This is a genomic window from Deltaproteobacteria bacterium (assembly GCA_030690165.1).
Taxonomy (GTDB): domain Bacteria; phylum Desulfobacterota; class GWC2-55-46; order UBA9637; family UBA9637; genus JACRNJ01.
In genome coordinates this window covers 34,539-54,540 of record JAUYHF010000023.1, presented here as the reverse complement: position 1 = coordinate 54,540, position 20,002 = coordinate 34,539, and the positions used below count along the sequence as shown (strand labels likewise).

General features: G+C 43.3%; 18 protein-coding genes. 16 read left to right on the top strand and 2 right to left on the bottom strand.

Annotation, left to right across the window (positions count from 1 at the left end):
* Positions 1-14: 14 nt before the first annotated feature.
* Both Q8P28_04945 and Q8P28_04940 read right to left on the bottom strand, forming a co-directional pair.
* Complete coding sequence (locus Q8P28_04945; protein MDP2682143.1) at positions 15-983, bottom strand: acetyl-CoA carboxylase carboxyltransferase subunit alpha; 969 nt, start codon at positions 981-983, stop codon at positions 15-17.
* A gap of 1 nt (position 984) precedes the next feature.
* Entirely contained in the window at positions 985-4,494 is a 3,510-nt protein-coding gene (locus tag Q8P28_04940) for a DNA polymerase III subunit alpha (protein MDP2682142.1), read from the bottom strand.
* A 151-nt stretch (positions 4,495-4,645) separates the two neighbouring features.
* Between Q8P28_04940 and Q8P28_04935 the strand changes: the two genes are divergently transcribed.
* From Q8P28_04935 to Q8P28_04860, 16 genes are all read left to right on the top strand, one after another.
* A complete protein-coding gene (locus tag Q8P28_04935; protein ID MDP2682141.1) occupies positions 4,646-5,617 on the top strand; it encodes an ROK family protein in 972 nt (323 codons plus the stop codon).
* A 34-nt stretch (positions 5,618-5,651) separates the two neighbouring features.
* Complete coding sequence (locus Q8P28_04930; GenBank protein MDP2682140.1) at positions 5,652-6,119, top strand: CopD family protein; 468 nt, start codon at positions 5,652-5,654, stop codon at positions 6,117-6,119.
* Between the two features lie 149 nt (positions 6,120-6,268).
* Complete coding sequence (locus tag Q8P28_04925; protein ID MDP2682139.1) at positions 6,269-6,604, top strand: cytochrome c; 336 nt, start codon at positions 6,269-6,271, stop codon at positions 6,602-6,604.
* A 319-nt stretch (positions 6,605-6,923) separates the two neighbouring features.
* Complete coding sequence (gene gyrA / locus Q8P28_04920) at positions 6,924-9,359, top strand: DNA gyrase subunit A (protein MDP2682138.1); 2,436 nt, start codon at positions 6,924-6,926, stop codon at positions 9,357-9,359.
* A gap of 150 nt (positions 9,360-9,509) precedes the next feature.
* On the top strand, positions 9,510-10,238 hold the full coding sequence (locus tag Q8P28_04915; protein MDP2682137.1) for a tetratricopeptide repeat protein: 729 nt from the start codon (positions 9,510-9,512) through the stop codon (positions 10,236-10,238).
* A 1-nt stretch (position 10,239) separates the two neighbouring features.
* Positions 10,240-11,244, top strand: a complete 1,005-nt coding sequence (locus Q8P28_04910; protein MDP2682136.1) for an NAD(P)H-dependent glycerol-3-phosphate dehydrogenase — start codon at positions 10,240-10,242, stop codon at positions 11,242-11,244.
* Positions 11,245-11,343: 99 nt separating this feature from the next.
* The gene (modA, locus tag Q8P28_04905; GenBank protein ID MDP2682135.1) at positions 11,344-12,063 is read left to right on the top strand and encodes a molybdate ABC transporter substrate-binding protein; all 720 of its coding nucleotides are present in this window, start codon (positions 11,344-11,346) and stop codon (positions 12,061-12,063) included.
* 2 nt (positions 12,064-12,065) lie between these two features.
* Positions 12,066-12,722: a molybdate ABC transporter permease subunit gene (gene modB, locus Q8P28_04900; protein MDP2682134.1), complete on the top strand. Its 657-nt coding sequence runs from the start codon at positions 12,066-12,068 to the stop codon at positions 12,720-12,722.
* A 71-nt stretch (positions 12,723-12,793) separates the two neighbouring features.
* Complete coding sequence (locus Q8P28_04895) at positions 12,794-13,942, top strand: ABC transporter ATP-binding protein (protein ID MDP2682133.1); 1,149 nt, start codon at positions 12,794-12,796, stop codon at positions 13,940-13,942.
* Entirely contained in the window at positions 13,923-14,837 is a 915-nt protein-coding gene (locus Q8P28_04890) for a cation diffusion facilitator family transporter (protein MDP2682132.1), read from the top strand. The genes Q8P28_04895 and Q8P28_04890 overlap by 20 nt, the downstream gene beginning before the upstream one ends.
* Positions 14,838-15,147: 310 nt before the next feature.
* Positions 15,148-15,573, top strand: a complete 426-nt coding sequence (locus Q8P28_04885; GenBank protein MDP2682131.1) for a hypothetical protein — start codon at positions 15,148-15,150, stop codon at positions 15,571-15,573.
* 307 nt (positions 15,574-15,880) lie between these two features.
* Positions 15,881-16,153 (top strand): type II toxin-antitoxin system HicB family antitoxin, encoded by a 273-nt coding sequence (locus Q8P28_04880; protein ID MDP2682130.1) that lies wholly within the window; start codon positions 15,881-15,883, stop codon positions 16,151-16,153.
* Positions 16,154-16,547: 394 nt separating this feature from the next.
* Positions 16,548-16,790 carry a hypothetical protein gene (locus Q8P28_04875; GenBank protein MDP2682129.1) on the top strand — a complete coding sequence of 81 codons (243 nt, stop codon included), beginning with the start codon at positions 16,548-16,550 and terminating at the stop codon, positions 16,788-16,790.
* Positions 16,787-17,029, top strand: a complete 243-nt coding sequence (locus tag Q8P28_04870; GenBank protein ID MDP2682128.1) for a DUF2283 domain-containing protein — start codon at positions 16,787-16,789, stop codon at positions 17,027-17,029. Before Q8P28_04875 ends, Q8P28_04870 begins: the two co-directional genes overlap by 4 nt.
* A gap of 57 nt (positions 17,030-17,086) precedes the next feature.
* Complete coding sequence (locus Q8P28_04865) at positions 17,087-17,218, top strand: hypothetical protein (GenBank protein MDP2682127.1); 132 nt, start codon at positions 17,087-17,089, stop codon at positions 17,216-17,218.
* A 205-nt stretch (positions 17,219-17,423) separates the two neighbouring features.
* Positions 17,424-19,853, top strand: coding sequence for an ATP-binding protein (locus Q8P28_04860; GenBank protein ID MDP2682126.1), 2,430 nt, complete (start codon positions 17,424-17,426; stop codon positions 19,851-19,853).
* Positions 19,854-20,002: the final 149 nt, after the last annotated feature.

Sequence of the window (20,002 nt, the reverse complement as noted above, 5' to 3'; positions counted from 1 at the left end):
AAGCTCCAATATCATTAAGCTACTGATTCGTAAAACTTTCCTATCTTCCTGTATTTCTTATATCTCATATCCACCAATTCATCCGGAGATAATTTCTTTAGTTCCTGAAGCGATTTTATAAGAACCTCTTTCATGGTAATTGCCATTGAATCCGGATTCCTATGGGCGCTGCCAGGCGGTTCTTTTACTATCTCATCAATTATCCCGAGGTTATAAAGGTCTTTTGCCGTTATCTTGAGCGCCCTTGCCGCAATATCCGCCTTGCTTCCGTCTTTCCATAGTATTGCAGCGCACCCTTCAGGCGATATTACCGAATATGTTGCGTATTCCAGCATCAGTATCTTATCGCCAACACCGATTGCCAGCGCGCCGCCGCTGCCGCCCTCTCCTATAACAACAATAATGATAGGCACCTTAAGCCTTGACATAACCATAAGGTTTTTGGCAATGGCCTCTGCCTGGCCTCGCTCTTCTGCGCCTATGCCGGGAAAGGCGCCGGGGGTATCTATAAATGTTATAATCGGTTTTTTTAATCTTTCAGCCATGCTCATAAGTCTGATGGCCTTTCTGTAACCCTCAGGATTGGGCATGCCAAAATTCCTAAAAACCTTCTCCTTTGTTGTTCTGCCTTTTTGATGGCCTATAACCATAACAGGCTCTCCCTCAAGCATTGCAAGACCGCCTACTATGGCAGGGTCGTCTCTGAAATTTCTGTCGCCGTGCAGTTCAATAAAATCACTGAATATGCGGGGGATGTAATCCAATGTATATGGCCTGAGCGGGTGCCTGGCAAGCTGCGTTATCTGCCACGGCGTAAGATTTGAAAATATCTCCTCCTGGAGCCTGCTCATATCTTTGCTCAGTTTTTCTATCTCATCGCTATTATCAATCTTCTTCTCCAGAGCTGTCTCTTTCAGCTCTTCTATCTTTTTTTCAAGCTCAACCACAGGTTTTTCAAATTCCATAAATTGTTGAAGCGCCATATCAGGCAACACCTCCCTGAACAATATTGATACTGCCGTCTCCCAGAAGCGTTTCAATATCTTTTACAAATTTTTCAGAAGGGGCAACCTTGAGTTTTTCAGGGATTGCAATTACCACATCTCTGTCAGGCCACAGGAGATGGAAATAGACAGGGGAGTTGCCTGAATGAGCGCTTAATATTCCTTTTACCTTTTCCAGAGAACCTGTCTCAAGTCTGGATGCGTCGGCTTTAATATGAACCACATTGGCAAACATTGTCTTTGCCTGCGCCACAGGATATACAGAATTTGCAATAATCTTTACATGCTCCCCGCCTTTATCCACCTTACCTTTAACAAGAACAGGCGCATCGTCGCTAAAGTATGAAGCGGCATTTTTATACACATCAGAAAACATAACTACCTCAACAAAACCCTTCAAGTCTTCCAATGTTATAAATGCCATTCTGTCGCCCTTTTTTGTATTTACCTCTTTTACAGCTGTTACTATGCCTGCGATAGTCACCTCTTCATCATCCTGTTTTTCTTTTACACCCTCTGTATCGGCATTTGTCAGATATTCCAGATCTTTGGCATATTTTTCAAGGGGATGGCCTGTAATATAAAAACCAAGCGACTCTTTTTCATAGCTTAAAAGCTGCGCCTCGTGCCATTCCTCCATCTGAGGAAGCTCTATTGCCGCCATCCCGCTGTTTCTGCCCCCCCCGCCAGGGCGGGCTGTCTGGAATATGCTTATCTGACCGTTGACCTTATCTTTCTGCACAGCCTGCGATATATCCATAATTCTATCAAGGGACGCCATAAGCTGAGACCTCTTCGCGCCTGTAAAATCAAATGCGCCGCATTTTATCAGGCTTTCTATAACACGTCTGTTTACCTTTCTCAAGTCAACCCTTGTGCAAAAATCCAAAATAGATGTAAACTGCCCTTCTTCCTCCCTTGTCTTTAATATCACATCTATTGCAGCCTCTCCAACATTCTTTACAGCAGCCAGTCCAAATCTTATCCTCCCGCCAATAACCGTAAAGTCTTTCCTGCTTTCATTCAAATCCGGCGGTAGTATCTCTATTGCCATATCGCGGCATTCTCCGATATATTTGATTACCTTGTCAGTATCGGTCATTTCAGAGGTCAACGTGGCTGCCATAAATTCCACAGGGAAATGCGCCTTGAGATACGCAGTCTGATATGCAATGAGCGCATACGCCGCGCTGTGAGATTTATTAAAACCGTATCCCGCAAAGTTTGCCATGAGATCAAAAATCTTTTCCGCCTTTTTCTGTTCCACCTTGTTTTTCTTTGCCCCTTCTATAAATCTTTCCCTTTGAATAACCATTTCTTCAGGAAGCTTCTTGCCCATCGCCTTTCTAAGCACATCAGCATCGCCAGGGCCGAAGCCGGCAAGGACCTTGGCTATCTCCATAACCTGCTCCTGATAAACAATAACACCGTATGTATTGGCCAGTATATCTTTCAGCTGCGGCAGTTCGTATTTTATGGAAGCCTTGCCATGTTTTCTCTTGATAAAATCATCAACCATTCCGCTCTGCAGCGGCCCAGGTCTATACAGGGCAACAACCGACATGATATCCTCAAACGTCTCCGGCTTCAGCTTCATGAGCAGTTCCTTAATGCCGGAGCTTTCAAGCTGAAATATGCAATTTGTATTGCCGGAGCTGAGCAGCTTGTATGTATCAGCATCATCAAGACTCAAATTATCTATATCAATATCTGCCCCCTTATTCTCTTTGAGAATCTTTACTGTCCTGTCTATAACCGTCAGAGTTTTTAAACCGAGAAAATCAAATTTTACAAGGCCTATCTTTTCAACATCCTTCATCGCATACTGCGTGGTTACAACCTCTTCTTTGGGCCCCTTGTAAAGCGGCAGATATTCCAGCAAAGGCTTATTTGAGATAACAACGCCTGCAGCATGGGTTGAGGCATGCCGCGGCAGACCTTCCAGGGTCTTTGCAACATCTATCAACTCTTTAATCCGCGCATCCTTGTCAATGTATTCCTTGAGTCTCGGCTCCTGTTTAACGGCGCCCTCAATGGTTATATTCAATATATTCGGAACAAGCTTTGCTATCCTGTCAACCTCGCTATAAGGAATATCCAGCGCCCTGCCTACATCGCGTATTACCGCCTTTGCCCGCATCTGGCCGAACGTTATTATCTGGCTGACATTATCCCTGCCGTATTTTTCTGAAACATATTTTATAACATCATCCCTGCCTTCAATACAGAAGTCTATGTCAATATCAGGAAGACTTATTCTGTCGGGGTTCAAAAATCTTTCAAACAAAAGGTTGTGTTGTATGGGGTCCAGATTTGTAACGCCAAGCGCATATGCAGCCAGACTGCCGGCAGCAGATCCCCTGCCAGGACCTACGGGTATATTTCTCATTTTTGCAAAACCTATAAAATCCGCCACAATGAGAAAGTACCCTGCAAACCCCATTGCCTTAACTACTTTAAGCTCCTTTTCCAATCTTTCATAATAGTGCCATTTTTGCGACTCTGCATCTTCTCCTTTGTTATGCATATCTGCCAATCTTTTCTCTAAACCATGCCTTGCCTGTTTCTCAAAAAAGGTGTCAATATCTTCGGCGTTTGGAACAGGAAAGACCGGCAGATGAGGTTCGTTAAGCTTAAGCTCAAGATTGCACCGCTCTGCAATCTCAATCGTATTCCTTATCGCCTCTGGATAGGAGCTAAAGGCTGTTTCCATCTCCTGCGGCGATTTAAAATAAAATTCATCAGTCCTGAATTTAAGCCTGTCAGTCGCGTTCACAGTCTTCCCTGTCTGAATACAGACAAGGATGTCATGCGCCTTTGCCTCTTCTCTCTTAAGATAATGACAGTCATTTGTGGCAACTATCGGGATATCCAGTTTCTTGCTGATATTAAGAAGCCCTTCGTTTACCTTTTTCTGCTCAGGCAGTTTATTATCCTGAAGTTCCAGAAAGAATCTGTTATTGTTAAAAATTGCCTTATAGTCCTCTGCAACCTTCAATCCCTTTTCCATATTCCCGTTATTTAAAAGATATGGAATCTCTCCGTGAAGGCATGAGGTCAAGGCAATAAGACCTTCGTTATTTGCCATTAGAAGTTCTTTGTCTATCCTTGGTTTGTAATAAAAACCTTCAAGATAGCCGGCAGTGACAAGTTTGCAGAGATTTTTGTATCCCTTTATGTTTTTTACCAGAAGAATCAGGTGAAACGATACCTCCTGCTCACCCCCCTCTTTATTGCCGCGCACAGAAGTTTTGTTCAATCTGCTGCCTGTGGCAACATACACCTCGCATCCGATTATCGGCTTTATTCCATAGTGAGAGGCCTTCTCATAAAACTCAATTGCGCCAAACATATTGCCGTGGTCGGTCATTGCAAGGGCAGGCATCTTGTATTCCCTGGCAAGTTTAAAAAGGTCATCATGCCTTATTGCCCCGTCAAGGAGACTGTACTGTGTATGGAGATGCAAATGGACAAAATTGGCGTGTTGCATAGGGTAAAAAGACTATCACACTTTATATGTTTTTGGAAGTGGTTGTGTAAATCTATTGAATATTTTATGGATAATTTAGTAAAGACAGTATATTATTTTACCCTCACACCAAAATCTTTGGTGTGGGGGTAAACAAGGATAGGCGGTTCTAATGGGACGAAAAAGGAAACCCATAACCCTCGGTGTTGACTTGGGCGGCACCAAAGTGGATGTGGCAGTGGTAGATGGCGCCGGAGGTATAATTTTTTCCCGCCGATATCCCACTAATCCCCAAAAAGGCCCTGACGGGGTCATAGCTGATATCACAACTTATGTTAAGGATTGTCTCGGCAAGACATCGGAAGATATACTTGCTCTGGGCATTGGTGTGGCAGGTCAGGTGGAGCCGTCTGCAGGCAATGTGCGGTTTGCCCCTAACCTGAGATGGCAGAATGTTCCGCTTAAGAACGAATTGGAAAAAGGCATTGGTCTGCCGGTAATTGTTACAAATGATGTCCGCGCTGCCACATATGGAGAGTGGCTCTATGGGGCAGGGCATGGTGTGGATGACCTTGTCGCTATCTTTGTTGGCACAGGTATCGGCGGCGGCGTAATAAGCGGCGGCCGCATGCTTGAAGGTTGCAGCAATACAGCCGGAGAACTTGGGCATATAACCATTAGGGCTGACGGCAGACGCTGCAATTGTGGAAACATGGGATGCCTTGAGGCATATGCCGGAGGGTGGGCTATTGCAGAAAGGGTAAAGGAGGCTGTAAAGTGTAATGCCGAATCAGGTCTATATCTGCTTAAACTTGCAGGGGGTGTTGAGAATATTACTGCTGTTGCGCTTAATAAGGCATATCAGGATAAAGACCCCCTTGCCTGTCAACTTGTTGAGGAGACAGGCATGTATCTGGCTGCCGGTATTGTAAGCATAGTCAATGCATTTAACCCGTGCCTTATTATCCTTGGTGGAGGCGTGATTGAGAATTTGACAATATTTATATCAATGGCTGAACAAGGGGTGAAGAAACATGCCCTTAAGGCTGCTTCAACTCATCTAAAAATAGTCAAGGCCGGATTGGGTGAAAAGGCGGCAGTTATCGGCGCTGCTGCTATGGCTAGAGGATTAACAACCCTATAGGCATCTTAAATTTGACTCTATATAATATAATACTATGCTGAAACTCTCCTTATTTTTTCATATTGTTGCTGCCTTATTCTGGATAGGCGGGATGCTGTTTTTAACCCTGATTATTACGCCGTTTTTAAAGACAATCCAGGATGCAAAGGAGCGGTCCAGCATATACCAGAGTGTCGGCAGAGGTTTCAGGTTCTGGGGCTGGGTTGCCATATCAATACTGGTTATAACAGGCACATTAAACCTGCGTTTAATGGGAACACCTTTGTCTAATCTTATTGACCCTTCTTTCCACAGAACCCCTTACGGCAAGACATTAGCCATTAAAATCTTATTTGTCATTTTTATCATATCTACAAGTCTGCTTCATGATTTTATTTTTGGCCCAAAAGCAAGAAACTCGTCTGTTTACAGTAATATTGCCAAGTGGTTGGGCAGGTCTAATCTTTTTATAGCGCTTGCTATCGTGCTTTTTGCGGTATTTTTAAGGCTTGGTGGGTTTTAATGACGTATAAATTCGTCCCGAAAAATATAGAGCGTCTGTAAAACCTTTTCCTTTTTAAAAAATGTTTTTAAAAAAATACTTGACAAGGTATATATTTTAATTTAATTTATAAATTATAGTAAATAAATTCTAAAGAAAGGAGGTAAATCATGCGTAAAGTTATATGGTCGGCAGTTGTGGTAATAAGCCTTGTATTTGCTGTTAATTCAATGGCAAGAGATGGGGCAGAGATCTACAAACAATGTGCTGTATGTCATGGCGCGAAAGGTCAGGGCACGAAGGGTCTGGCGCCGGCACACAAAGGCAATAAATTTATTATCGAGAGCAAACCAGAAGATCTTAAAAAGCTCGTCCTTGAAGGCCGCGCTGGTGCAGCAAAGAAGTACAAAGAATTCCCGATTGACATGCCCAAGTCGGGTCTTTCTGAAGCAGATGCAGAAGCAGTTGTAAAGTATGAACAAGGCGAATTACAGACACAGAAATAGGTTTTGTGATTTCACAGGAATTCCTGTAACAGCCCCCTCCCACTGTCCCCCTCTATGAGGGTATAAAGGGGGAGGGGGCTGTTTTTTTATCCAGATACATACCTCACTGCCAAATAATATCTATCTAATCCAAAGTCAGGCCAATCTAAAATCAGGACAGATGGATAATTATGATATAGGTATAGCCTTTCTATGAAACTTTCCTTTATAATCTTGACAGGTCTGTAATTCCACATTATTATACCAGAGATAAAAAAACAGCTTATAGCTGATAGTAACTACCATGAGCTATGGGCTATGAACTAATAATGGAGGATAGATGGCTCAGGAAAAGATTCCGGTTTATATTGAAGATGAGATGAAAAAATCGTATCTGGCCTATGCCATGAGCGTAATTGTCGGCAGGGCATTGCCGGATGTGCGGGATGGGTTAAAGCCGGTTCACCGGAGAATACTTTATGCAATGCATGAGATGGGGGTTGAGTGGAATAAGCCCTATAAAAAATCCGCCCGTGTTGTCGGAGATGTGATCGGTAAATATCATCCTCATGGTGATACTGCTGTTTATGACGCAATAACAAGGATGGTTCAGGATTTTTCCCTGAGATACCCCTTAATAGACGGCCAGGGCAACTTTGGTTCTGTTGACGGAGATGCGCCTGCTGCCATGCGTTATACGGAAGTGAGGATGGCGCGGCTTACAGGCGGGCTTCTGTCTGATATAGATAAGGAGACTGTTGACTGGAGGCCAAACTATGATGAATCCCTGAAAGAGCCGTTAGTGATGCCTGCTGCGTTCCCCAATCTCCTTGTAAACGGCTCGTCAGGCATTGCTGTTGGCATGGCTACAAACATGCCTCCGCATAATCTTTCAGAGGTGATAGACGGCCTGATACATATAATAAATAAGCCTGACGCAACTATCAAGGAATTGATGAAGCTCATTCCAGGCCCTGATTTCCCAACCGCCGGTTTTATCCACGGAAGGGAAGGTATCAAGGCCGCGTATGAAACCGGCAGAGGCATTATCCAGATGAGGGCAAGGGCCGCAATAGAAAAGAATCCGAGGACAAACAGGCAGGCGATTGTAATAACCGAGATACCCTATCAGGTGAACAAGGCAAGGCTTATTGAAAAGATTGCGGAATTGGTCAGGGATAAAAAGGTTGAGGGTATTGCTGATATAAGAGATGAATCTGACAGGGATGGGATGAGGATTGTTGTTGACTTAAAGAGGGATGAGGTTGGAGAGGTCATCCTCAATAATCTGTTCCTGCACACCCAGATGCAGACCACATTCGGCATTATAAACCTTGCCATTGTTGACGGTCAGCCAAAGGTATTAAATCTAAAGGAACTTCTACAGCAATTTGTAAGATTCAGAAATGAGATCGTAACACGAAGGACAATATTTGAACTTAAAAAGGCAAAAGAGCGCGCCCATATATTAGAGGGGTTAAAGATTGCAATAGATAATCTTGACGAGGTTATAACCCTGATTAGAAAGAGCAAATCCCCTCAGGAGGCAAGGGAAGGCCTGATAAAGCGATTCAAGCTTTCCGATATTCAGGCTCAGGCAATCCTTGATATGAAACTTCAGAGGTTGACTGCCCTTGAGAGGGATAAGATCATTGAGGAATATAAAGAGGTTTTGAAGCTAATCAAGAGGCTGGAAGAGATACTGACCGACGAAAAACTCCTGATTGAAGTTATCGTCAATGAACTCAAAGAAATTAAAAAGCAGTTCGGCGATGAGCGGCGCACGGAGATCATTGAAAAGACCGGCGAAATAACTATGGAAGACATCATTGCCGAAGAGGACATGATGGTGAACATCAGCCACGGCGGATACATCAAGCGGAATCCGACAAGCCTGTTCAGAACACAGAGACGTGGAGGCAAAGGCAAGATCGGCATGACAACAAAGGAAGAGGATTTTGTTGAGCATATGTTTGTTGCGTCAACCCACAGTTTCATACTCTTCTTTACGGACAAGGGCAAGGTCTATTCACTGAAGGTGTATGATATTCCTCAGGCAGGCACTGCTACAAAGGGGAAGGCCATTGTCAATCTTTTGAACCTTGCACAGGGAGAAAAGATGACCGCATTCCTGCCGGTAAGAGAATTTACAGAGGGAAAATTTATTGTTATGGCCACAAAATGCGGCGTGATAAAAAAGACCGATCTGCCGGCCTTTGCCAATATCCGATCAGGCGGTCTCATTGCCCTCGGATTGGATGAAGGGGATGAATTGATTGCAACACGGTTGACTGACGGCTCTAAGGAACTTTTCCTTGGCACAAAGGAAGGCCAGGCAATAAGATTTAATGAATCGCAGGTGAGGGATATGGGAAGGGTTGCGAGAGGTGTGCGGGCAATAAACCTCGGCAAAGACGATGTGGTCGTGGCAGCGGAGGCCCTTGAAGAGGGGAGAACTATTCTGACTGTAACAGAGAGGGGATATGGCAAGAGGACTGAGATTAAAGAATACCGGAGCCAACTGCGCGGGGGGATGGGCATAATCAACATCAAGGTTACGGAGAAGAACGGCCCTGTTGTCGGCATCGCCCAGGTAACGGGTGAAGACGAACTCATGATTACCACCAATATCGGAAAGATTATAAGGATAGCAATGAAAGGTGTGTCTGTAATCGGCAGAAATACGCAGGGTGTTAAGCTTATTGATATTGAAAAGGATGAGAGGGTGACCGGTATAGCGCCGATTGCGGAGAAAGAGGAAGAGGAGGAATCTTAAATGCAAATTGCAAATTGCAAATTACAAATTGTAAATCGTAAATTACAAAACTTAAAGTCTTTTCCTTCAAATTTGCATTTTCCCAGTTGCATTTTACAACTTGCAATATGTATTCTTCTTTTATCCTGCTCCGCAGACCCTGCCCAGCCTTTGTATGAAAAGGCAGAAGGGCTTTTCAGCCAGATGGCATATGCAAAGGCTATAGAAAGTTACAGTAATATTGTCAACAAACACCCCGAAAGCCCGTATGCCCCTGCCAGCCAGTATAAGATCGGCCTTATCAACAATCTCTATCTTAAGGATATGAGAAGGGCTATGAATGCCTATGCTGCATTGATGCTCCTTTATCCTGATAGCAAAGAGGTGCTATTGGCGAGGCAGGATATGGCAGAGATATATGCAAGAAAAGGCGATTACAGAAAAACCATAGGAGAGTATCAATGGCTGATGAGAAATTCAGGCGGGATACAGCGGGACAATTTTCAATATCAGATAGCCATGACCTATCTTAAGCTCACAGATATTAAGCAGACAAGGATAGAGCTTCAGGAAATTGTCAAAAATTCTCCAGATTCTACCCTTGGCCCGGAGATTTATTATCAGATAGCAAATACCTATCATCTGGAGGGTGATTATAAAGAGGCTATTAATGCCTACGAAAGGGTGATTTCGTTATATCCGAACAACTCCTATGCTAATGAGGCAAGGCTTAATAAGGCTGTCTGCATTGAAGAGACAGGGGATATTGCGGAGGCGATGAGGTTTTATAAGGAGTTGGAAAAAAGCTATCCCAACCCGGAAGCTATAAAGGTAAGGATAGATGCAATAGAGGCGAGGGAAAACAAGAATACCCCGGTGGCGCTGAAAAAGGATGACTGAAATGGAAAAGATATGTGTGCTCGGCGCAGGAAGCTGGGGGACAACCCTTGCGAATATCCTTGCTGAGAAAGGCTTTGATATAAGCCTTTGGGTAAGGGAAGAAGAATTATATCGGATCATCCGGGAGACAAGGGAAAACGCCTTCTTCCTCCCCGGCATAAAACTCGCGCACAATATCACGTCAACCAATTCCATAGAGGAGGCTGTAAAAAACAGGGCTATTATCCTATGCGTAATTCCGTCTCATGGGGTAAGGGACATATTCGCGCAGGCATCAAAATTTTTATCAAAAGATGCAATTATAGTAAACGCATCAAAGGGGATTGAGCAGGAAACCCTGCTGACTGTTTCCCAGATATTAAGGCAATCCCTTCCCAAGGCATTCCATCAAAATCTTTCCGTGCTTTCAGGCCCGACCTTTGCCAAAGAGGTAAGCCGGAAACTTCCAACTGCCATTTGTGTCGCAGCTAATAAAAAGGCTGTGGCGGAAAAAGTGCAGCAGGTTTTTAATACCAATTATTTCAGGGTTTATACAAATAGCGACATGACAGGTGTTGAAATTAGCGGCGCATTAAAAAATGTAATTGCCATAGCGGCAGGCATATCCGATGGTCTGTCCCTTGGAATGAATGCAAGGGCAGCCCTTATAACCAGAGGCCTTGCGGAGATTTCAAGGCTCGGCATAAGCATGGGGGCGGATGCGGCAACATTTGCAGGCCTGTCCGGGCTTGGAGATCTTGTTTTAACATGCACAGGCGAACTTAGCAGGAACAGGTCTGTCGGCATGATGATAGGAAAAGGCCGCAAACTAAATGATATACTATCAGAGATGAAGATGGTGGCAGAAGGGGTAAAGACTGCAAAGGCAGCGTATGAACTTGCTAAAAAATATGGGGTGGAGATGCCAATCACAGAGCAGGTATACCGCGTCCTGTATGAAGATAAATCGCCAAAGGATGCGGTTATGGATTTAATGACAAGGAGATTGAAGGGGGAATTATCTTAAATGCAAAATGCAAATTGTAAATTGCAAAACTTAAAGCCTTTTCCTTTAAATTTGCATTTTCCCATTTGCATTTTACAGCTTCTTCTTTTATCCTGCTTATTGCTTGCTGCCTCAGTTTTTGCAGAAGAAAAACATCTCACAATCGCTGCTGCCGCTGACCTTTCTTTTGCATTAAAGGAAATATCTCAAAAATTTGAAAAAGATACCGGCATAAAAGTTGCGCTCTCATTTGGCTCTACAGGAATGCTCACCCGGCAGATAGAGAACGATGCGCCTTTCGATATTTTTTTTGCTGCCAGTGAAAAGTATATTGACGAATTGAAAGACAAAGGTCTTATTATCCTTGATACGAAAAAACTGTATGCGCAGGGAAGGATTGTCCTTGCTGTGAATAAAACATATGGGATAAATGCAAAAAAACTGGAAGACCTGTTTGACCCATCCATTAAAAAGATTGCCATCGCCAATCCTGACCATGCCCCCTATGGGATTGCCGCAATGGAGGCATTGAAAAAACTGAATTTATGGGATGCCCTAAAACCAAAGCTTGTGTATGGCGAAAATATACGACAGGCATTGCAGTATATCCAGACAGGCAATGCCCAAGCGGGTATAATAGCATTATCAGTTGCTGATGCGCCAGAAATAACATGGACGCTTATTGACCATAACATCCACAATTCTATTAATCAGGCAGTAGCTGTGATTAAAATAACAAAGGCTGAAAAAGAGGCAAGGGAATTTATAAATTATGTAAACGGCCCGCACAGCAGGCCGATCATGAAAAAATACGGTTTCCTCCTGCCGGGGGAGTTTTAACAATGGATGTATTTCCATTATACCTGACCCTCAAGGTTTCTATCTTCGCAACCTTTTTTTCTATAGTTATCGGCCTGTGTTTTGCATGGCTCATGGCAAGAAGGGATTTTTTTGGAAAAGGCATTCTTGACGCCATTATCATGCAGCCCCTTGTAATACCTCCGACTGTGCTTGGATATTATCTGCTGGTATTATTAGGCAGATCAAGCCCATTAGGAAGATTTCTTGAAGATACTGCGGGGATAACCCTGGTATTTACATGGAAAGGCGCTGTAGTTGCGGCATTTGTGGCGTCTCTGCCTCTGTTTGTAAGGCCGGCAAGGGCTGCCATTGAAGGTGTTGACAGAAATCTTGAAAATGCTGCGAGGCTTCTCGGCAAGACAGAATGGGAGGTTTTAAAAACCATAACAATCCCCTTGGCATGGAGGGGGATTGTTGCAGGCGGCATAATTGCATTTGCCAGGGCAACCGGTGAATTCGGCGCAACCCTTATGATTGCCGGAAACATCCCTGGCGTGACACAAACATTGCCGGTTGGCATATATGATGCAGTGCAGATGGGAGATACAGCGACGGCAAATCTCCTTGTAGGAATTATAACTTTATTCTCATTTTCGGTGATTTATTTTGTAAACCGGTTTACCAGAGGCAAGTATTAGTTCATTGCAAATTGAAGATTGTAAATTGCAAAATGCGGATTAGTTTTTCAATCTTCACTTTGCATTTTGCAATGGAGCGAAGCGACATGTCACTTTCCTTTCATCTTAAAAGACATTTCCATGGTTTTTCAATTGACCTTGGATTTTCTACTGAAGAAAATATGGCTGTCCTGTTCGGGCCGTCGGGCGCAGGAAAGAGTCTTCTCTTAAATATGCTCTCAGGCATTATAAGACCTGACGAAGGTTTTGTCAGGATTGACGATACAGAGGTTTTTAATTCCAGAGCAGGAATAGACATTCCGATAAAGGACAGAAGGATAGGTTTTGTGTTTCAGGACTATGCCCTTTTTCCGCATATGACTGTTTTTGAAAATATCGCCTACGGCATAAGCCATCTGCCCAAAAATAAAATAAAGGCAAAGGTTGAAGGGCTTCTTCTTCTTATGAGGCTTGGCGGATTTCAGGACAGATTTCCAAAGGAGTTGTCAGGCGGACAGAGGCAGAGGACGGCGCTTGCAAGGACCATTGCAACAGAACCCAGAATACTCCTCCTCGATGAGCCGTTTTCAGCCCTTGATTATCAGGTCAGGGAAAAATTAAGGGCTGACCTTTTGATGATACACCAGAGATACCCGATAACAACGCTCTTTGTCACCCATGACCTTGAAGAGGCGTTTGTCATGGGTGAAAAGATTGCGATAATAAACAACGGCAGACTTGAGCAGTTCGGCGCAAGGGAAGATGTCTTTTATAAGCCTAAGACAAAAAACGTTGCAAAATTTCTGGGCGCAAGGAATATGTTCAGCGGTAAAGTTATTTCTTTGAATGGTATAACAGTTACAATAGAAAACCCTGATATTGGAGAGGTTAAGGCATTTATACATCCTGAAGATGCCCAGCTCGTTATTGGAGAAAAAATAACATTCGGAATAAGGCCTGAAGAGATTATGATTATAAGACCCGATAAACCGATAGATAAACAGGTTCAGGATAATATACTGGAAGGCGAGGTTCTGACGACCCTTGGGAAAGGGGACAGCTATACCATATACCTTAAGGTGAAAGACAGGGATGCAACGTTTAAGATAGAAATTCCGAATTTTGTATATAGAAAACTTAAACTCAGCAAAGGCAAAAAGATTGCAGTGTCTTTGAAAAAAGAGAGTATATGGATAATACCTGAAAGGCAGGATGGGGCTGATGGCAAACTCCCACATTGACATAGAACTAAGGGGCAGGTTTAAGCTCGCGATATTTCTTACAGCGTTTATCTTTTTCGCTGAGTTTATTGGCGGTTTTTTATTTAACAGCCTTGCACTCTTATCTGACTCCGCCCATGTATTCATGGATGTATCCAGCCTCGGCTTAAGCTGGCTTGCCCTTTATATATGCGCCATGCCGGCTACTGAGACGAGGACATACGGATGGCACAGGAGCGAGGTCTTTGCGGCATTTATAAACGGCGTAACGCTTTTATTTGTATCTCTGGTTATATTCTATGAGGCATATCAAAGGCTGGTATCTCCGCCGGAGGTCAGAGCCATAGGCACAATGGTCGTTGCATTCATCGGCCTTGCAGTCAATATTATCGTTGCATCATGGCTCAAAGGGCATAAACATGAAGATTTGAATATAAGGAGCGCATATCTCCATGTTGTATGGGATGCGGTTGCCTCTGTCGGCGTTATTTTAAGCGGCATTATAATTTATTGGACAAACTGGTTTGCCGCGGACCCGCTCATAAGCATCGGCATAGGCATAATAATTATCCCTGGCGCTGTTAAAATAATCAAGGAGTCCGCCCATATACTTTTAGAGGGGGTGCCGAGAGAGGTCAATATCAAAAGTATTGTGGAGGATATAAAGGCTATAGACGGAGTGCAGGGCATCCATACCCTGCACATATGGAGCATCTGTTCAAACATCCATGCCATGAGCGCGCATATAGATATGGAAGAAAAAGCAAGCAACCGCAGAGGTGAAATCCTTGAATTGATAAACCAAAAACTTGCCAAAGACCACCACATCTTCTATACTACCCTACAGGCAGAGTGCAACGGCTGCATGACCAGCCAGCTTTTCAGGACTATTGAACATAAGGAGCATGGGCATTGATAAAACTATAGTGAACGACTTAAATAAGTTGACACATGATTCACCCGCCCCTGAATCCCCTCCCGTCAAGGGATGGGAAATAATAAGTTCCCTTTCCGTCAAGGGGGAAAATTAAGTTCCCTCTCCCCTTGCGGGAGAGGGTTAGGGTGAGGGGAACGAATTATCTTTATTTGATATAAATGTCGCCAGAATTGGGATATACGAAATACTTCGGATAGCACTCCAAATAAGGAGTATAGACGAAACAGTTTCAGATATAAACGAGTTAGACGCTATCTTGCACTGCATAGTAATATTTCAGAGGTTTGACATGAAATTTAGTTCACCAAAAATTGTTATGACACTAAAACGGATAGCCTTCAAGAAGGACAAATGCATCTATCTGCTTGTGGCAAATAAACCAATCAAATACCAAGTGAAGCGGTCAAAAGTAATTTATATTGGAACAACAAAAAAAGGTGCCTCACGTGTTAGCCAAAGCATCGTTTATAGAGGAGAGCTTGCTCTTGGTAAACATGGTATAACGCATATTGAGGCATTTGTTATTTCATGTAAACCACGAAATAAAGTTTTAATTTGGAAAAAACTTGAAGCTGCATTTGTTCTGGCATTTAGAAGAGAGTACGGAGCGGTTCCTTTATGTAATAAGAAACTCAAAGACAAGAAAAGAACTGATGAATTTGAGTATTTTAACGAAAAGACAATTGCTAAAACCCTCTTGAAATTTGAAAGGTGAGGTTTTTTGTTGGAAATGAGCAAGAATCAAACCTCCAAAATTTAAAATGAAGAAGGACATAAAAACACAAAACTATTCCACCCTCATCACCGACCTTGCTTCTCTAATTAAGCAGGGGCGCAAGACAGCAGTGCGGTATGTGAACACTGCTTTGGTGGCTACTTACTGGTTCAAAGCGCAAATAGGGTCTTGAATCTTGAATTTCGACAGGCTCGCCACAATAATAACAGGGTGGGTAAGATTAACATTCAAAAGGGAATCTGTTATAATATGTCTTGTTTGAAGACTGAACAAAGGGAGGAACACTATGCCTATACATTATATTTTGAGTGAGTATCTGGAACAGGCTATGTCAGGGGCTGTCTATGACAAACTTGAAGACGGCACATTCACCGGTAGAATTCCTTCGTGTAAAGGGGTTTTGGCTTTTGGGATTACATTGCGCGGGTGCGAGGATGAATTGCGTTCAACTCTTGAAGATTGGATTTTAGTGGGATTAAAACTTGGTCATCCTTTACCGGTAATTGAAGGTATTGATCTAAACAAGGAGCCTATTCGTGAGCCAGTGGGCACCGTGTAAGCGGAAAGATTTTATAAAGCGATTACGGGACATTGGTTTTGACGGTCCTTTTTCAGGAACAAGACATCAGTTCATGGTTTACAATCAATGTCGTTTAGCAATTCCTTCCAATGCCGAATATTCTATTCCTCAACTACGATTTATGATTAGAGAAGTAGAAACAATAATAGACCGGCAAATTACTGCCGATGAATGGAGTTCTTTGTAAGAATCAAACCTTCAAAATTTAAAATGAGGAAGCGCATAAAAACACAAATCTATTCCACCCTCATCACTAATCTTGCATCTCTTCTTGAGCAGGGGCGGAAGGCTGTTTAAAATTAGTGTAAAAGATGGGGAATGAGATTTATTTTAATATCAAAAGTGAAATCACTTTAGGATATAAACTATTCCAATGAAATTCACCCAATATTTTCTTTATGTCAAAAAACGACCAGACCGTGCTAAAATAAAAATGGAGTGGATTGAAGATGCCGTCAAAAATCCAATCCATACTGAAATTCAAGCAGACGGAAGAATAAGAAAGTGGAAAAAGATAGCGGAAGAGGGTAAAATCCTACGAGTAGTATTACTTCCTGATGGAGAAACAGTGCATAATGCATTTTTTGATAGAAGTTTTAAAGGAGGGATGCCATGAAAATCAAATATTTTTCAGATACTGATACTGCGCTAGTAGAGTTTTCTGATCACGAAGTAGCGGAGACGAAGGAGATAAACGAAAACATATATATTGACATCGATGTTTCAGGCAATCTGGTTGCAATGACTATTGAGCACGCCAGAGAGCAGGCAAGTTTGCCGTACTTATCTTACGAACAGGTAGAAACTACACAATCTAACAAGCCGGTACCTCTGACGGCTGATACCCGTAGATAATGCCAAACATCAACCTCAACCTCAACATAGACAACATCACTCCTTTTTTCACAAAAAATGAGATTTTTGGTATCCAGCCTCATATCACAAAAATTCATGAACAGATGGAAAGGCAAGAAAAAGGATTACGGAATGACAAAGAAGGTATTTTTAGATGAAACTATTTACTGCTGGTTTATACAACTTTGAATATGTCTCATAATAACCGTTGGATAAAATGTCGTGAATGTGGCTTCGAAGGAAAGGCAAAGAAATTGTCTACACAGCCTAAGCAGATACTGTTAAGGATATTTTTATGGCTTTTCTTTCTCTTGCCCGGTTTTCTTTATGATATAGCTATTGAAAACAGGTTTATCTGTCCGAAATGCAAAACAGAGATTTAAACGGAGGTCTTATGCCAAAAAAACCACAATCGTTAACGCCTGAAGAACTGCGCTGGACATGCGACCCTAATCAGTTTCCATTCATGACAACAGATGAAATCCAGCCGCTTGAGGAAACTATCGGCCAGGAGAGGGCCTTGCGGGCAATGGATTTTGGCCTGGGGCTTGAGAGCCACGGCTTTAATATCTATGTCCTTGGCGAGAGCGGAACAGGAAAGACATCCACTGTCAGGGCAATGCTTGAAAAAAAGGCGGGCAATGAAAAGGTTCCTGACGACTGGTGCTATGTATATAATTTTGCGGATCCTGACAGGCCAAATGCATTAAATCTTCCGCAGGGGATTGGCGGCGGGTTAAAAATTGATATGGCGGATCTGGTAGAGTCGTTAAGACGTGATATACCGAAGGTCTTTGAGAGCAAGGATTATGAAAAGCACAGGGATGAGATTTTGGACGGCCAGCAGGAAAGGACAAAGGCCCTTTTTTACAGATTGGAGCAGAAGGCTCAGGAAAAAGGCTTTATCCTCAAAAAGACTGTGAGCGGCTTGGCTGTTTTGCCGGCAAAGGACGGCAAGACATTTGGCCATGAAGATTTTGAGAAACTTTCAAAAGGCGAGAAGGCAAGGATAGAGGAGGAGGGCAAGTTTTTACAGGACAGGCTCAGCGACACAATCCGTGAGGCAAGGGTTGTTGAAAAGGAGACAAAAGAAAGGATAAATGCCCTGGACAGAGAGGTTGTCCAGTATGTGGTAAATCCTCTGCTCAATGAGCTTCTGGATAAATACAAGCAGTATCCGGATGTAATTGAATATCTAAGTCAGGTAAAGGAAGATGTGCTGGCGCATTCAGATGATTTCAGGCCAAAGGAGGAGTTTGCGCTTTCCCTGCCGGGGCTTAAGCTTCCAAAGATGGAGCCAAGCTTTGAGAGATATAGTGTGAATCTACTGGTAAACAATAAGGAGGCAAAGGGCGCGCCTGTTGTTATTGAAACTAACCCGACCTATTATAATCTCTTTGGCAGGATTGAACACCGCGTCCAGTACGGCGTTGCAATGACTGATTTTACAATGATTAAGGCAGGCTCTATACAAAGGGCAAACGGCGGCTATCTTGTCATTAATGCCCTTGACCTCTTGCGGAATATTTTTGCTTATGATGCGCTGAAACGGATGATAAAGAATAAAGAGGTGAAGGTGGAAGATGTGTGGGAACAATACAGACTTGTATCCACAACAACGTTAAAGCCGGAGCCGATACCTGTGGACATAAAGATAGTTCTGATAGGAAGTCCGTATATCTATTATCTGCTTTACAGCCTTGATGATGAATATAGAAAATTGTTTAAGGTTAAGGCTGACTTTGACAACAGGATGCCGCTAATCGCGGAAAATATAGCAAAGTATGGCGCCTTTATTGCCGCAAGGTGCAAAGAAGAAGGACTTAACCCTTTTGACAAGACAGGCGCAGCGCGGGTTGTTGAGTACGGGGCAAGGCTTGCAAATGATAAAGAAAAACTCACCGCGCAATTCAGCGAGATAACGGATATAATAAGAGAGGCAAGTTATTGGGCAGGGGTGGATGGGGGCAAATTTGTCGCAGCAGGCCATGTGGACAGGGCTGTGTCAGAGCGGATTTTCAGGAATTCAAGGATAGAAGAGCGAATAAGAGAACTTATCACAGAAGGGACTTTCCTCATAGACACAGATGGCGCTGTGGCAGGTCAGATAAACGGCATAGCGGTGCTTGATATGGGAGATTATGCCTTCGGCAAGCCTTCAAGAATAACGGCAAAGACATTTCTCGGCGATGCCGGCGTGGTAAATATTGAGAGGGAGGTAAAGATGAGCGGCCGTATCCACAATAAGGCCCTCATGATTTTAACAAGCTATCTCGGAGAAAAGTTTGCGCAGGATACGCCTCTGACACTTTCTGCGTCCATCTGTTTTGAGCAGCTCTATGAAGAGATAGAAGGAGACAGCGCCACATGCACTGAGTTTTACGCGCTTATTTCAAGCCTCTCCGGTCTTCCCATTTCTCAGGGCATTGCAGTAACAGGTTCAATGAACCAGTTTGGCGAGGTTCAGCCTGTTGGCGGGATAAATGAAAAGATAGAAGGGTTCTTTGATGTCTGCGCTGCAAAAGGTCTTACAGGGAAACAGGGTGTGATAATACCAAAGAAGAATGTAAGAAACCTCATGCTTAAAAAAGAGGTGATTGAAACAGTGAAGACAGGAAAGTTTGCCGTCTATCCGATTGAGAGAGTAGAAGAGGGCTTGGAAATACTCACCGGAGCGGCTGCGGGAGAAAGGCAGCCTGACGGCGTATACCCTGATGGAACTGTAAACTTCCTTGTTGCAAAACGGCTCAAAGGGCTTGCAAAGACATTGAAGGAATTTGGGAAGGGAAAAGGGGCAGTGAAGAAAGAGGAGAATAAACAGTGATTGCTGAGTCAAAAATAGATACGCAATAATCAGGAGGTTTTTTCATATCACATCTCTACGGAAATACCGCAGGCCTTAAGGCCAATCAAATAAGAAAATTACAGCTTATATACCGGCGCCGGATTCCACCCAGCCTCGTTATCCAGCCT

Bases quoted from the DNA above. Each gene is read 5' to 3' on its own strand.
- Q8P28_04945 (MDP2682143.1), bottom strand. From the start codon at position 983: ATGGCGCTTCAACAATTTATGGAATTTGAAAAACCTGTGGTTGAGCTT.
- Q8P28_04940 (MDP2682142.1), bottom strand. From the start codon at position 4,494: ATGCAACACGCCAATTTTGTCCATTTGCATCTCCATACACAGTACAGT.
- Q8P28_04935 (MDP2682141.1), top strand. From the start codon at position 4,646: ATGGGACGAAAAAGGAAACCCATAACCCTCGGTGTTGACTTGGGCGGC.
- Q8P28_04930 (MDP2682140.1), top strand. From the start codon at position 5,652: ATGCTGAAACTCTCCTTATTTTTTCATATTGTTGCTGCCTTATTCTGG.
- Q8P28_04925 (MDP2682139.1), top strand. From the start codon at position 6,269: ATGCGTAAAGTTATATGGTCGGCAGTTGTGGTAATAAGCCTTGTATTT.
- gyrA (MDP2682138.1), top strand. From the start codon at position 6,924: ATGGCTCAGGAAAAGATTCCGGTTTATATTGAAGATGAGATGAAAAAA.
- Q8P28_04910 (MDP2682136.1), top strand. From the start codon at position 10,240: ATGGAAAAGATATGTGTGCTCGGCGCAGGAAGCTGGGGGACAACCCTT.
- modB (MDP2682134.1), top strand. From the start codon at position 12,066: ATGGATGTATTTCCATTATACCTGACCCTCAAGGTTTCTATCTTCGCA.
- Q8P28_04895 (MDP2682133.1), top strand. From the start codon at position 12,794: ATGGAGCGAAGCGACATGTCACTTTCCTTTCATCTTAAAAGACATTTC.
- Q8P28_04890 (MDP2682132.1), top strand. From the start codon at position 13,923: ATGGCAAACTCCCACATTGACATAGAACTAAGGGGCAGGTTTAAGCTC.
- Q8P28_04885 (MDP2682131.1), top strand. From the start codon at position 15,148: ATGAAATTTAGTTCACCAAAAATTGTTATGACACTAAAACGGATAGCC.
- Q8P28_04880 (MDP2682130.1), top strand. From the start codon at position 15,881: ATGCCTATACATTATATTTTGAGTGAGTATCTGGAACAGGCTATGTCA.
- Q8P28_04875 (MDP2682129.1), top strand. From the start codon at position 16,548: ATGAAATTCACCCAATATTTTCTTTATGTCAAAAAACGACCAGACCGT.
- Q8P28_04870 (MDP2682128.1), top strand. From the start codon at position 16,787: ATGAAAATCAAATATTTTTCAGATACTGATACTGCGCTAGTAGAGTTT.
- Q8P28_04865 (MDP2682127.1), top strand. From the start codon at position 17,087: ATGAGATTTTTGGTATCCAGCCTCATATCACAAAAATTCATGAACAGA.
- Q8P28_04860 (MDP2682126.1), top strand. From the start codon at position 17,424: ATGCCAAAAAAACCACAATCGTTAACGCCTGAAGAACTGCGCTGGACA.